The sequence below is a fragment of the Anaerobacillus sp. genome, from assembly GCF_046314235.1.
Classification (GTDB): domain Bacteria; phylum Bacillota; class Bacilli; order Bacillales; family Anaerobacillaceae; genus Anaerobacillus.
The window spans coordinates 1-13380 of the sequence record NZ_JBKBWN010000034.1; the positions used below are offsets into that span (position 1 = coordinate 1).

Genomic DNA, 13380 nt, shown 5'->3' on the forward strand with positions numbered 1-13380 from the left:
CCTTCACTCTAATTTGAAAATCAAACGGACAGTCACTTAGAGGAACCTTGTTGTTATTTTCATCTAAGACGTATACATAATCATTGTCTTTAGCAATTTTGTAATATTGGTAGTCTAGTTCATCGACATTGCCGGTTGAGTAAGATGGATCAACTTTGCTTAATTCGACCTGTAGCTCATCTAACACCCTTTCAATTTTGTTTTTCTCTGATTGAAAATGGTTGACTTCATTATATAAGGCAGTAATGAGCGATTCATTAAAATCTAAATGGACTTCAACTTCACCTACGGGTTCAATCTTCGAGCCGAGAATTTCGTATGTTTTTCCATTTTCAAAAGGTGGTCGTGTAAGGGATTGATCTTTAAGATGGATTAGATTTTGAACTGGATATTGTTCAATGGCAGTAATCGTCACTTTTCCACGCCAAGGTTTCTTTGGCTCAGCGATAATATCGATTAATTGTCCTATGTAACTACCTAATAGCGGATCGACCACACGAATTTGCTTTCCAATATGGTTGTTTGCTTCTTTTCTATTCATGAGTAACCCCACTTTATAAATTTTTTAAGTTAGATCTAACTTTATTATAGTATATTTTCATGTTCTTGAGAAATGTTTATGATCTGTTTAAGCACATACACTATTAAAAAAAACACAAACTATAGAAGCTTGATTAAACAAGTACTGCAAAGTTATCGCCTAATTTTATTGTATTGAAAGGTGGAACAATCGTGAACAAACAATGTGAATTGTGTAAACGGGAAGAGGTCGAGACAACGGTTCATCATCTTCTACCTAGAGAAATGGGTGGGAATTATGGTCCTAAAGCCAATCTTTGTATTCCTTGCCATAAGCAAATTCATGCTATTTTTACAAATGAACAACTAGCGGAAAAGTTGTTTACGATTGAACGTTTAGAAAATGAAGAAGAAATGATCAAGTACTTAAAATGGATAAAAAAGCAACCCGCATCTACACTACCAACAATTAAAAAGTCGAAAAAATTGAGAAAGAAGAAGTAGAGTTTAAGCTTAACGCTAAGAATATAAATAAATGAAAGAAAAGGCTCATTAAGATGAGCCTTTTCTTTAAGTCGTTTTTTCTTTTTTCGTAAAGTAGTCGATAATTCCCATTGAACATACTTGTAAATCAAGCTTGATTAATTCATATACGTGATGACCTTCAGGAACATTTTTTTTCTGTAATGTTTCTTGAACAATTGCCATGATCTCGTTACTAAGCACTTCGTGGTCTTGGCCTTTACGAAAAACATTTTCTCCGATTTCAACAAATTTAGGTAACCAGTATGAAATTTGTTTATATACTTCAGTTGGATTAGTAGACATATTGAAATGACCAAAATATATATAATCAACTTCGAGTTCTTTTATGATTTTGTTTAGAGAATTAATCATTTCAACAGGGCGAAATTGATTTGGTGAAGTAGAAGGTAGATAAAATTCAAATTCTTTTATTTGATCATATCTGACGCCAATTGTATCCCCGGTAAACATTCCATTACTAATAGGGTCATAGATGCTGAAATGGTGGTCAGCGTGCCCCGGTGTATGGTGAAATGTTAACTCGCAACTATCGCTTAGCTTCAGCGTTTCACCATCCTCCTTAATCATTAATTTTTCCTCAGGAATTGGTACGATAGGTTCAAATAAGCGTTCAAAGTCCTCTCCATATACCGCTTTCGCTCCTAATATTAGCCTAGAAGGATCGGCTAAATGTCTTGCTCCCTTTGGATGAACAACAACTTTTGCATTTGGACAATCTTTAAGTAGTAGTCCTGCCCCTCCAGCGTGATCTAAGTGTATGTGTGTCACAATAATATATTGAACATCTCGCGGATTTAAGTTTAATTCTTTAAGTCCATTTAGAATATAGGGTACACTCATACTAGGGCCAGTTTCTACTAACGTAAGTGCTTTGTCATTGATGACATATGTGCCTGTTCGACTAGGAAGTCCGAGGTCGAAACCGTCAATTAAATAAATACGGTTGCCTAGATCAATTGGTTTATTTTTCATCTTTTCCCCCTTAGTAACTGTATTTCCAATCATTGTAATCTACAATATTTCTTTTGTAAATATAAAGCGTTTTCAAAATTGTGAAATCTAGAATATTTTTGCTTGTATTATTGTTGAGAAGTGTAAAAGGTTAGAAATTCTATTATAATTGGTTTGTGGAAAAAAGGATTGTAAAGGACGGAATGGATATTGAGTGAAGTAGAAGATAACAGAGTTAAAAGTTATATATACACTTATTCCTACCACGAGGATGAACAATCCTTATGTTGCTTGGAAATGCGTTCTTTATTTGGATTCGATACGAAATCGACGAATTTAGAAAGTGAAATCGAAGTTGACCCAAGTAGGAGCCCATTTATAAAAGAACGTATTGAAATTATTTTTGAAAGTAGACGCTATAATGAATTATTAGAGCAAATAGGTCGTCTACCAGCCATTAGATCGACGTTTAAAGTCATATATGTCCAAAATGAGGACTTAGCAAATTCAGAAAAAGTTATATTTGAAGAAAGACGCAAACTTGAACGAGAAATAGGTTTGCTTTTGAAGGGGCAAGTCGATTTACTTTACCCAAAACGGTTGTTTGGCTTTATGAGAGTAGGAGAACGTTGGGTATTTGGTAAACTGTTGAAAGGTGAATCTGTTTGGTTTAAGCATCAAAAGAAGCCACGTAGTTACTCCACTGCATTAAGTACACGTGTAGCGAGAGCTGTTGTGAATATCGCTGTTTCTAATCCTATTGGTAAAAAAGTTATTGATCCTTGCTGTGGAATAGGAACGGTCTTAGTAGAAGCGTTATCGATGGGAATTAATATTGTTGGCAGCGACTTAAATCCGCTAGTATTATCAGGCGCTCGAGAAAACATCAGTTATTTTGGGTATTCGGCAGAAGTTAACAGAAAAGATATTCGAAATCTAACAGGGATTTATGATGTAGCCATCATTGATATGCCATACAATCTTTGCTCTGTTCTCCCTGAAAATGTGCAACTAGAAATGCTTCAAAGTGCTAGGAAGTTCGCGGGAAGAATAGTAGTAGTTACCGTCGAACCAATTGATTCAATCATTGAAGAGGCAGGTTTTAATATTATCGACCGTTGTGTGGCAAAGAAAAGTCAATTTATACGGGAAATTATCGTTTGTGAATAAATGAAATCGTTATTGACCCGAGTCTAAACATCTAGTAACAATGCAACTATTAAGATGCTGTCCCATAAGTGTCAGAGCACCTCAAAGTCATACTATAGATAGAAGTGTATGTTTTTACAACTCTATCTATAGTAGGCGAGGTGACTGATTCTTTGCTTTGGGACAGCTTGTGTATTTATTGATTGTTTTATTGACTTTGCTTTGCAGATACTTTTACTGGTGAACTTTGAAAATTAAATAATTGTTTTACAATGAGTGCTGGACCACCTAAACAATATAAATACTTCGCCTCAATAACTTTTTTCATTAAAGCTGCAAACTTTCCTTTAATAAAAAAGCTACCAACTTTCCCAACGGCAAAATAATCACTAATCGATGCTACAGAACCTTGGTGTCGATATTCAAAGGCTTTTAAATCAGTAGACCGGATCGCCGCGATAATGTTTCCTGCACAAACTGGTGCTTGCTGGAGAGCAACCTGGGCTGTTGGGGGGAGGGCAGTTTGATCATCTTTCATGAAGACCGAGTTGTCGCCAATGCAATATACATTATTTAAGCTAGGGATTCGTAAATATTTATCGACAACCATTTTTCCTCTTACTGTTTGCAATCCGGCATCATCAAAAAGCTGGTGACCACGAACTCCGCATGACCATATTAATGTTTTTGTTTCAATTTGACCTGATTCGAGAGTTACAACGTTTTCTGTACACCCTAGAATTTTTGTTGCAGTTAAAACTTCAACCCCCATAGATTTGAGCAAATTGGTCGTATAAGTAACTGCATCTTGATCAAAACCTGGAAGTAGGTTCTGTGACGCTTCGATATTAATAATTCGTACTTTTTCAAATGGAACATGGTGTGTTTTTGCTAACTTAGGAAGTATTTCTACTAATTCGCCTACCATCTCAATTCCAGTAAACCCCGCCCCAGCTACCGCAAATGTTAAACGTGCAGGGTTATTATCCTCTTGATACATAGAAAACTGTTTTTGAATGTGATGGTAAATGGCTTTAGAACTTCTGAAACTACTAATCTTAAAGGCGTGAGTGTCAATTCCTGGAATTCCAAACGTTTCAACTTGAAACCCTAAGGCGACAAGTAGGTAATCATAATCAATCTTTTCGCCGCTTTCTAGGGAAACACTTTTTTGCTCAAAATCTATCGAATTTACCGTCGCTTTTTTGAACATCGTTTTTTCGTTGTCAATTAACTCCTCAATTGGAAGAATAATTTTGCCGTCAGGTGCAGTTCCGGCTCCAATTTTGTGTAATTGTGTTGTGATATAGTGATAGTCGTGCTTGTTAATGAGTGTTACTTCAGCTTCATTAGCTTTTAATAATTTTTCGAGTTTCTTTGTTGTAATAATTCCACCATAACCAGCGCCTAAAATGACAATTTTGGGTTTATTCATCGTTGTTTTCTTCTCCTTTAATCGTAACCATTATGTGAATTTATTCACATATAATTCAAAGAAATAATATGGAATTTCGTTTTATGTGATGTTGTTCACAAAAAATAAATATAGTTTATAGAATACGTTAAGAAGAAAAATATCACAAGGGTAATTTCGAGAGTGATTGTGTCGATTTTGTGAACAAGGAAAATTAATGCAAGGTAGAACTTAGTAATTCTATGAAGATGCCAAGAGAAATGGCGATACAACTAAATGTCGAGTGGCGATAGATGGAACAGTTATGGATGAATTTAATTTAAATTTTTTAGGATATCTTTTGGTTAAATTCAAAATTTTAAAACGTTCTTTTTACGATTTGTAAGCATAAACTCTAGTGAATTAAATAATCTGAATGAACAAAATATTCTAGATGTGCATATAGTGCTATTGTGTTTCGTTTAGAAAAACTAAATGGTTGACATACAACTTCGCTGTCATTTATTATAAAACTAAGTCTTTCCTTAAGGAAACATTTTTAGTTAAGGTGAAATTACAAATGATTAATTGAAGCACTTCAGAGTGATGATGGGTGCTTTCTTATTTAGTTAATTTGTTTCCTTAAGGCAACAATATTAGTTCTGGACAAAAGGGTAATGAGACAAAAGGTACAAAAAATGTTAACTCTCTCCCTTACGCTTGGTTTCAAACCATTTTTTACGCTTTGCAGGAAAGACAATTAAAAACGTCATTGAGAGGAGAAAGAAAATGTTTAAATTGAAAGTGTTTTTCATTGCATTAAGTCTCACATTTTTAGCTTTAGTTGGGTGTAGTTCGGAGGATTCAGGCACACCTGCAGAAGAAAAAGAAGGATTAGAGATTATTACAAGTTTTTCAGTGCTGGATGATATTATTAGCAATGTTATTGGTGACCGAGGAACGGTTTCCTATATAATTCCTATCGGAGAGGAGCCTCATGAATATGAGCCTGTTCCTAGTGACTATAGAAAAGTAAGTGACTCGGACGTGTTTTATGTTAACGGACTCGATTTAGAGGAGTGGTTAGAAAGTGTCGTATCCAATGTATCAGATACTGACATTGTTTCTCTGTCAGACGGAGTAACTCCAATTCCTTTAGTAGGCGATGATGAAGCTGACCCGCATGCTTGGTTAAGTCCGAAGAATGTCATTATATATGTTGAAAATTTAGTAACGGATTTAGTGGCAAGAGATCCAGAAGGGGAAGAAATCTATCGCCAAAACGCTGAAGCTTATATTCAAGAGCTTATAGAACTAGATACTTGGATTAAAGAACAAGTGGCACAAATTCCAGAAGAACAACGTGTCATTATCGTAAGTGAAAATGCCTTTAAGTACTTTGGGAAAGATTATGACTTCCATACAGATGGTATTTGGGAAATTAATTCCTTAGAAGAAGGTACTCCACAACAGTTTGCTCGATTGGCTGAAATTATTAAAGAACGAAATGTTCCTGCTGTTTTTATTGAAACTACAGTGGACACGCGCTACATGGAAACAGTATCAAAGGAAGCTGGTGTCTCTATTGCTGGCGAAGTATATACTGATGCTGTAGGTAAAGAAGGTAGTGGTGCTGAAACGTTTATTAAAATGATTATGCATAATGTAAATGTCTTCGTTGAAGGTTTAAAATAATAAAAAAGAGGCTGTCCCATATGTGTCAGAGTACCTCGAGGTCATACTATAGATAGAAGTGTATGTTTGTACAAAGTCTATTTATAGTTGACGAGGTGACTGATACATTGTCTTTGGGACAGCCTATTTTTCAGTATTTGAAGCTTTATTTTAACCGACTTGTTGTGCATTAGTTTCAATGTCATTTCGTTCTAACTGGTTGTCGAAGAAAACGTATGATACTAACCCAGCTATCATCGAAATGAACATAATTGATCCAATGATTATGTAAAGATGCATACCTGAATAAATGTAAAATGTTGGCATGGCAGTAGAAAGAAATGAAACTGTTGTTACTAGTAATCCTCTTAGTGAATTCTTAAGCTTTAAACTTAAAGTTAAAAAAAACATAAATGGAATAAAAACGCTTAATAATCCTACTAAAATGAAAATGTGAAGCCATACCATAGATAATCACCCTCTCAATGAAAACGCTTAAAATAAATTTGTGATTTAATGTTCACTATTTTGTCACAAGTTGTTAACGCAAGTATAATATAGTGTGCAACATATGTCTTTAGGTGAATTTTGGTAAAACAAAAAATTTTGAAAATATGTCCAAACAATCGAAAAAAGCGATTCGGATTAGATCTTGAATCGCTTTTTCCTTATAAGTAAATCAGTCAATCTAGAATACAATTACATTTATCATTTTACTAATACCAATTCAACAGGACCATGGTCGTCGCAATGGTCTCCATGGACGTGATGAAGACGGCCATTTACTAAATAATCAAAGTGATCCCCATGTGGTACCATTTCATGACCACAATCATCAATGGTTTAATTTTTTTAATCTTAATTGAAAACCATTATCATTTGCGACTAGTTATGGTAAATTAATTAGAGAATATATTAGTTACAGGCTTCGTACATATCTTAAAGGAACTAAATTGGAGGAGATACAACTTGTTATTAGTGTGTAAAAAACATATTAAAGAGGGCTTGCAATACCTTAATGCTCCTCATATTGTGTCTATTAAGGATGAAAATTTTAAAGGCTGCTGCGTATTTTGTAATCAAAAAGCTGAATACAAATTATTTTACTCCATCCCTATATCCAAAAGTCATCGAATTCAAGTTCAAGAAATGATCCAAAATATCAAATCAAATTGAACGACCCTTCTAACGAAAGTAATGATTCCTTTTTTTCCTTTAATTAATTGCTTACTCTTCGTATTTTCTTGTTTGGTTTTGTCCAACCTATGAAAGAAACGGAGGTGAGACTCGATGGCACAAGATGTATTATGTGAAGTAAGCAACTGTGTGCATCATGCAGGTGGTAATAAGTGTGGTGCATCAGAAATTTATGTTGTCAGTCACAGAGGTAAAGAAGCTGAGAAACAAGAAGAAACGGATTGCAAGACATTTGAACCAGGGATGTAGTTTTATTTTAATGGGTAGTCACCAGCTACCCATTAATTTATTTCTAGTATTGATAACAATTATCAATTATATACATAAGTGTTTAAAATATGTTACTTATGGGAAATGATTTTAATAATAGGTAAAAAAAGAATGGCGTGGTGGTTCGATTGAAAACACGGAAATTGACAGTAGGATCTTTAAAAACAGTCTCTAATAAGACGAAAATTGTGAATAAAGAAGCTGAGTTAGCCTACATAAAAGAGAAAGAGAAGTTCCCTATTAAAGTTATTCAAAACAATAAAAACTTCATTATTAAGCCCTTGAAAGGACAAACGCTTCTTGATGCAGCGGTTAGTCAAGGGCAATCAATCGATTATAAATGCAAAAAGGGTACTTGTGGAAAATGTACTGTAAAAGTAATTAAAGGTAGCAGTTGCCTAGAAGATCCTACAATGCAGGAGCAAAAGAAGCTTGATATCTATTTACATTCTGGTTATCGCTTAGCTTGTCAATCAATTATATCTTGTAATTAAAAGGATATGAACTTTGAGTGAAAACCGTTACACACTGTGATATTTATCATTGACGAAGACTGTTATTTCATTTAGAATGAGAATTAATATCAGTGAAAATGATAGTTGTTCTCATTTGAAAATGGAGGGATTGGAAATGAGCTATCCTATAAATGGCTTTCACGATTTTCATACAATTTTAGCGAACGAACGTAAAATAGGTGGAGTTATCGAAGCGGAACAAATTCAGCTCCGTTCAGGTGAGACATTTTCTTTCCCTGTATTTACGAACATAGACTACACAGGTTCTACCTTTTATTCACTCGGATTTATTTCATTTGATGGTGTTAGAATGATTGTTAACGTTAATGATATAAGTTCAATTAAAGCTCCAATGCATAAGAAAGTTTCAGAGATTCATAATCCTAACTATAGAGAAATGAAGATTACCGAAAAGGTTAACTATTTAAGACGGTTGTATAAAGCCGATCAAGGTGCATTTACAAGACCATTTGTACAAGAAGCTACATTAATTATTGAAGACATTGGTATTGAGAATGTGAAGAATGATTTGAATATCGATTTCTTAGAAGTCAAAAGTAATAAAGTTGTTCGAATTGCATAAGTACAGAAAAGCTGAGTAGAGGAATTCATCTACTCAGCTTTTTTACCAAATTAAAGAGATTGCGCTTATTCATGTGGATCTTCTAATGTACATATCGCACTTGGTCTTTTAATTCTTGGTACGATGCATTCGTATACTCTAAAGAAATAGTTCATATTTTCACTGTCCATGAATGCAGTATCAATGTCTTCAGCAATAACAAGATCTAAATTGTGTCTGCCTGTAGCAATTAGAACACCAGATTGACCTTTTAGAACGGGTGTTTGAAACACACCATCAGTCACGAGCTCGCGAACATGTTCAATTTCTAAGACGTTTGTTCCTTGATGAACTCGGTGGAGGAGAGCGTATAAATCTGGCGATAAAACTAAAGCGTATGGACCATTGTGCCCCATTTGTAATAATTTATTTCTTGCTTCGACAATGTCAGTAAAAGCGTTACCTGATTTCATCCAATCTGAGCGGATATGTGATAAATGGCCTTTAACATTGGAAACGCCAGGAATATTAAATTCTCTTGATCCATTAAAAATTAAATCATCTTCTAGTAAAGCACATTGCGTAACGGCATTAGCTGCAGGTGAAAAATCAATTGGTATATCTAGTGCTTTTGCTTGTTCAATGTCTCTCCAGAAAAGTCCAAAATCCTTATAAAGAAGGGGAATAGTGAGATGAACACGTTTTGTTGCCGAAGACATATCTATATCTTCACCATGAAAACTTAAACTCCCTTTATTCATATCTTCAAAGATGTCATTAACAATAGACTGTACTCCTTGTCCAAGGGGACCGTAGATGTCTAGAAATCTTCGCCCAACTAAATTCCTCCGAGCATTTTCAATAACAATAGTATCTAACTCGTCCCATTCTTTTGCATTTAATGGTGCTTCGTGAAATCTTTGTACTTTATTCACTACATTACCTCCTTAGTTTCTTTCAGACTACCAACTGTCAGTCTTTTTGTTGTTTTTATTTTTTCTTTTGGTGATTGAATTGCTTCTCCCTGTTTAGGTGTTACCGAAGTATATTTATCGATTTTTAAACTAGCATCGACATCTTCCTTCTCGTCAGTGGGAATTGATCCTGCCGCATTTGCTACGCCGTCAAAATTTTCATTTAACGAATTTAAGATTACTTTAATTGTTTGATAATCGTCAGCAGTAATATTTCTCATTTTTGTCAGTTTATCTTGATGCTCTGGATCTATAAATGAAAATAACGCAAGATCAAGATGTTCTAGAAAGTTATGTAAGCCGAACTTTTCTAGACTGATATCTTGTAGTAGCCGAACAAATTGAAAGTTAGTAGAGTTTCTTCCATCCTCATTGTCTATATAGTAGTCCAATGTAGGGAGAAGAGCGTTTAAGCGGTCTAGCCGCTGTTCTTCTTCTTCAAAAATATGGTGATAGTAAAGACGTTCATGGTCGTCTTTCGCGTTTTCAATTCTCGGTTGTAAAATACCCATGAACTCATGAATTCCTTTCTTCGTTCTTAAAAAAATTGCCCTTAAATCAATAAATTCTACTGCCACAAGTCCATCCCCTTATAAAAAAATCTACACTAGTATATATGTTCCCAAACAATTGTCCATATAAACCTAATAATCGCTAATTGTACAAATTCCATAGCAACAATTAATTAGCTATAACTTAGCTCCAACTAGGTGTTAACTCAACTAGATGTTGTATTTAAAAGGGAAAATTAGCACTATTACTTCACAGCTTAAAGGTAATCACTAACACGAATTTAATTGGTGTGAAAATTGCTGGTGTAACAACGTGAGGAAATAACTAAAAAAACTACGAAACAATTCGTATTTCTTTTAGTTAATTTGTTGTTTAACCACTTGGAACTAAATTGAAAATTAGTGAATAGGTCAAGATTTACATACATATTTTATTAGGAATATTTTTTGAGAGGAGACATGTTATGATCCATGTAGTTTCGTTTCCAGGCTTATCTGTAGAATGCCTATACTATGGCTCTAATTATGAAAAATTAGTATCAGGAAGACAAATTCTAGAAATTGGTGATCTTCTTGAGCTTAAGAACCAAGGGAGGTATATTCCAAAAAAAGGTTGGTTTATCTTGGTTACAATAAATGGAAAAGGTAACTTTGTGTTCTTGAAAGATTTAGAGAAATATCTTCAAGAGCAATGGATTAAATGTCTATTTGATATAGAACTTGAAAAAAATTTTTTACATTATCAAATAGACAAGTCTTTGAACGAGCGAAACCCTGACCTATTTTTCAAGAGTTCAAAAAGATTACGTTTCATTTGTAGCCTTACAGATAAAATAAAGCCTCATTTAGTTGACAATCAACGAGTTGAAATGAATAAAATACTGTGTGATTAAGAATGATTATCAATATCTTCAGTAAGTGAAGTTTTATTTTGACATCTTTAAAATTGATAAAGCGTCATTTAAGATTGTTAGAAAATCGAGTAAAAATTAGCAAACAAAGATAGTAATTTTACTGGTGATAAAAAAGTCCATAGAAAACATCAAAATTATCCATGGTTATATAGTGGTTTTTTAGGTATAATTCAGCCTATCTAACACTTTAATTGAGAATGATTATTATATCCAAAAGAGGACTTTCGTGTAGGATACCTCTTCTAGATTGAGGAAGGACTTTTATGTAATTATGGCTATGAAAGATACGAGCACCAAACAAGAAAAGCAAAAACAAAAGCTAACTTCTCGACCAATTGTAGCGATTTTAATTTTGGTTTTTGGTCTTATTCTACTATTCTTTGGTCTTGCAGCCTCGATTTCTTTTGGTGCTGCAAATATTGATTTTAAAACAGTATGGACAGCTGTTTTTCAATTCGATCCAGAATTAACATCACATCAAATTATTCAAGAACTTCGAATGCCAAGGGCACTAGCAGCGGCTTTAGTTGGTGCTTTTCTAGCGGTTTCAGGTGCAATTATGCAAGGAATGACCCGGAATCCACTAGCCTCTCCTTCGATTATGGGGCTTACCGCAGGATCTGCCTTTATGATCGCGATTGCCTTTGCATTCTTTCCTGGAACATCACATATTGGCTTAATGATTTGGTCTTTTGCTGGAGCAGGGTTGGCAGCGGCGATTGTTTTTACCATTGGTTCTTTTGCAAAAGGGGGCTTATCTCCTGTGAAATTAGCTTTAGCAGGAACTGCCGTAGGAGCATTGCTAAGCTCTTTTTCATCTGCAATCGCAATACGTTTCCACGTAGCACAAGACATTAGTTTTTGGTATGCAGGAGGAGTTGCAGGGACGAAGTGGATTAGTATTCAGATGATAGTTCCGATTGCTGTGATTGGTTTAATCATGGCGTTTATGCTAGCTAGATCAATTACAGTTTTAAGTTTAGGAGATGATGTAGCAAAGGGGTTAGGGCAGCGTACAGCTATTGTCAAAGTTATTGGAACATTAGTTGTCTTACTATTAACAGGTGCTGCCGTGTCAGTTGCTGGATCAGTAGGGTTTATCGGATTAGTTATTCCGCATATCACTCGATTTTTAGTAGGTGTTGACTATCGTTGGATTATTCCATGCTCGGCTATCTTAGGAGGCTTACTACTCGTATTAGCTGATCTTGGTGCAAGGATGATTAATCCACCGTTTGAAACGCCAGTAGGTGCAATTACAGCGATGATTGGTGTTCCGTTTTTCCTCTACTTAGCTCGTAGTGAAAGGAGAGGATTATAGAGATGGAGCTTAATCGAAAAGTTGATAAAAAGCCATTTTTTATAATGGGAATTATCTTTGCACTTATTGTCATTTCATTTTTTATTAGTCTAAACCTAGGATATATTCGGATTGCTCCTTTAGACGTGCTTAAAACGCTCTTTGGTTACGGTACGGATAAAGAGAAGCTCGTCCTGTTTGATTTTCGCTTGCCTCGAATGGTTATCGCTGTTTTAATTGGAGCAGGATTAGCAATATCCGGGGCCATATTACAAGGCGTATCACAAAACGGCCTTGCAGACCCTGGGATTTTAGGAATTAATGCTGGGGCAGGATTAGCAGTTGTTTTATTTATTTTCTTTTTTCAAGGCTCTACGTCATCTTTAGGAATGCTATCAATATTTATCATGCCTTTTGCAGCGCTTTTAGGAGGAGCTTTTGCCGCTTTTCTCATTTATACCATCGCCTGGAAAAAAGGAGTCACACCTACTAGATTAATATTAGTCGGTATAGGTGTGAATGCTGCGTTCGGTGCCTTATTAATCGTTTTTCAATTAAAAATGAATCCAAGAGATTTTATGCAAGCAACCATTTGGTTATCAGGGAGTATTTGGGGAACAAATTGGAAATTTGTTTTAGCGATTTTACCATGGATACTTTTCCTCATTCCATTTACAATTTATAAAGCAAGATACTTAAATGTCTTAAATCTTGGGGATAATACTGCGACTGGATTAGGTGCAGCAGTTGAAAGAGAACGTAGAAAGCTATTACTTTTAGCGGTAGGTTTAGCTGGCTCGTGTGTAGCTGTAGGTGGAGGAATTGCTTTTGTAGGCTTAGTTGCTCCGCATTTAGCAAGAAGAGTAGTTGGACCGAAACATCAAATCATGTTACCAACCACCGC

The 13380-nt window shown here is 34.9% G+C and carries 15 protein-coding genes; 9 read left to right on the plus strand and 6 right to left on the minus strand.

Annotated elements, in window-relative coordinates:
• The coding region (locus ACK4M9_RS22075) for a hypothetical protein (RefSeq protein WP_409854936.1) at window positions 1–541 on the minus strand (541 nt) is incomplete at its 3' end.
• 191 nt (window positions 542–732) lie between these two features.
• Between ACK4M9_RS22075 and ACK4M9_RS22080 the strand changes: the two genes are divergently transcribed.
• On the plus strand, window positions 733–1023 hold the full coding sequence (locus ACK4M9_RS22080; RefSeq protein WP_409854937.1) for an HNH endonuclease signature motif containing protein: 291 nt from the start codon (window positions 733–735) through the stop codon (window positions 1021–1023).
• 66 nt (window positions 1024–1089) lie between these two features.
• Here ACK4M9_RS22080 and ACK4M9_RS22085 read toward each other — a convergent pair whose 3' ends face one another.
• The gene (locus ACK4M9_RS22085; RefSeq protein WP_409854938.1) at window positions 1090–2037 is read right to left on the minus strand and encodes an MBL fold metallo-hydrolase; all 948 of its coding nucleotides are present in this window, start codon (window positions 2035–2037) and stop codon (window positions 1090–1092) included.
• 189 nt (window positions 2038–2226) lie between these two features.
• On the opposite strand from ACK4M9_RS22085, the gene ACK4M9_RS22090 reads away from it, so the two are divergent.
• The gene (locus tag ACK4M9_RS22090; protein ID WP_409854939.1) at window positions 2227–3186 is read left to right on the plus strand and encodes a TRM11 family SAM-dependent methyltransferase; all 960 of its coding nucleotides are present in this window, start codon (window positions 2227–2229) and stop codon (window positions 3184–3186) included.
• A gap of 187 nt (window positions 3187–3373) precedes the next feature.
• On the opposite strand, the gene ACK4M9_RS22095 is transcribed toward ACK4M9_RS22090, so the two are convergent.
• Window positions 3374–4600, minus strand: coding sequence for an NAD(P)/FAD-dependent oxidoreductase (locus tag ACK4M9_RS22095; protein ID WP_409854940.1), 1227 nt, complete (start codon window positions 4598–4600; stop codon window positions 3374–3376).
• A 747-nt stretch (window positions 4601–5347) separates the two neighbouring features.
• On the opposite strand from ACK4M9_RS22095, the gene ACK4M9_RS22100 reads away from it, so the two are divergent.
• The gene (locus ACK4M9_RS22100) at window positions 5348–6253 is read left to right on the plus strand and encodes a metal ABC transporter substrate-binding protein (RefSeq protein ID WP_409854941.1); all 906 of its coding nucleotides are present in this window, start codon (window positions 5348–5350) and stop codon (window positions 6251–6253) included.
• Window positions 6254–6403: 150 nt separating this feature from the next.
• On the opposite strand, the gene ACK4M9_RS22105 is transcribed toward ACK4M9_RS22100, so the two are convergent.
• Window positions 6404–6700: a hypothetical protein gene (locus tag ACK4M9_RS22105; protein WP_409854942.1), complete on the minus strand. Its 297-nt coding sequence runs from the start codon at window positions 6698–6700 to the stop codon at window positions 6404–6406.
• An 822-nt stretch (window positions 6701–7522) separates the two neighbouring features.
• Between ACK4M9_RS22105 and ACK4M9_RS22110 the strand changes: the two genes are divergently transcribed.
• From ACK4M9_RS22110 to ACK4M9_RS22120, 3 genes are all read left to right on the plus strand, one after another.
• Complete coding sequence (locus tag ACK4M9_RS22110; protein WP_409854943.1) at window positions 7523–7678, plus strand: DUF1540 domain-containing protein; 156 nt, start codon at window positions 7523–7525, stop codon at window positions 7676–7678.
• A gap of 149 nt (window positions 7679–7827) precedes the next feature.
• Window positions 7828–8193 (plus strand): 2Fe-2S iron-sulfur cluster-binding protein, encoded by a 366-nt coding sequence (locus ACK4M9_RS22115; protein ID WP_409854944.1) that lies wholly within the window; start codon window positions 7828–7830, stop codon window positions 8191–8193.
• A gap of 136 nt (window positions 8194–8329) precedes the next feature.
• Complete coding sequence (locus ACK4M9_RS22120; protein ID WP_409854945.1) at window positions 8330–8797, plus strand: hypothetical protein; 468 nt, start codon at window positions 8330–8332, stop codon at window positions 8795–8797.
• A gap of 65 nt (window positions 8798–8862) precedes the next feature.
• Here the strand turns inward: ACK4M9_RS22120 and ACK4M9_RS22125 are convergent, their stop codons facing one another.
• Together ACK4M9_RS22125 and ACK4M9_RS22130 are read right to left on the minus strand one after the other, a co-directional pair.
• Window positions 8863–9711, minus strand: a complete 849-nt coding sequence (locus tag ACK4M9_RS22125; protein ID WP_409854946.1) for a family 1 encapsulin nanocompartment shell protein — start codon at window positions 9709–9711, stop codon at window positions 8863–8865.
• Window positions 9711–10328, minus strand: coding sequence for an IMEF encapsulin system ferritin-like cargo protein (locus ACK4M9_RS22130; RefSeq protein WP_409854947.1), 618 nt, complete (start codon window positions 10326–10328; stop codon window positions 9711–9713). Before ACK4M9_RS22130 ends, ACK4M9_RS22125 begins: the two co-directional genes overlap by 1 nt.
• A gap of 398 nt (window positions 10329–10726) precedes the next feature.
• On the opposite strand from ACK4M9_RS22130, the gene ACK4M9_RS22135 reads away from it, so the two are divergent.
• From ACK4M9_RS22135 to ACK4M9_RS22145, 3 genes are all read left to right on the plus strand, one after another.
• Window positions 10727–11155: a hypothetical protein gene (locus tag ACK4M9_RS22135; RefSeq protein WP_409854948.1), complete on the plus strand. Its 429-nt coding sequence runs from the start codon at window positions 10727–10729 to the stop codon at window positions 11153–11155.
• A gap of 292 nt (window positions 11156–11447) precedes the next feature.
• The gene (locus tag ACK4M9_RS22140) at window positions 11448–12497 is read left to right on the plus strand and encodes a FecCD family ABC transporter permease (protein ID WP_409854949.1); all 1050 of its coding nucleotides are present in this window, start codon (window positions 11448–11450) and stop codon (window positions 12495–12497) included.
• Between the two features lie 2 nt (window positions 12498–12499).
• The coding region (locus tag ACK4M9_RS22145) for a FecCD family ABC transporter permease (RefSeq protein ID WP_409854950.1) at window positions 12500–13380 on the plus strand (881 nt) is incomplete at its 3' end.

Coding starts and splice junctions, on each gene's coding strand:
- ACK4M9_RS22085 (WP_409854938.1), bottom strand. CDS start 2,037: ATGAAAAATAAACCAATTGATCTAGGCAACCGTATTTATTTAATTGAC.
- ACK4M9_RS22095 (WP_409854940.1), bottom strand. CDS start 4,600: ATGAATAAACCCAAAATTGTCATTTTAGGCGCTGGTTATGGTGGAATT.
- ACK4M9_RS22100 (WP_409854941.1), top strand. CDS start 5,348: ATGTTTAAATTGAAAGTGTTTTTCATTGCATTAAGTCTCACATTTTTA.
- ACK4M9_RS22105 (WP_409854942.1), bottom strand. CDS start 6,700: ATGGTATGGCTTCACATTTTCATTTTAGTAGGATTATTAAGCGTTTTT.
- ACK4M9_RS22110 (WP_409854943.1), top strand. CDS start 7,523: ATGGCACAAGATGTATTATGTGAAGTAAGCAACTGTGTGCATCATGCA.
- ACK4M9_RS22120 (WP_409854945.1), top strand. CDS start 8,330: ATGAGCTATCCTATAAATGGCTTTCACGATTTTCATACAATTTTAGCG.
- ACK4M9_RS22135 (WP_409854948.1), top strand. CDS start 10,727: ATGATCCATGTAGTTTCGTTTCCAGGCTTATCTGTAGAATGCCTATAC.
- ACK4M9_RS22140 (WP_409854949.1), top strand. CDS start 11,448: ATGGCTATGAAAGATACGAGCACCAAACAAGAAAAGCAAAAACAAAAG.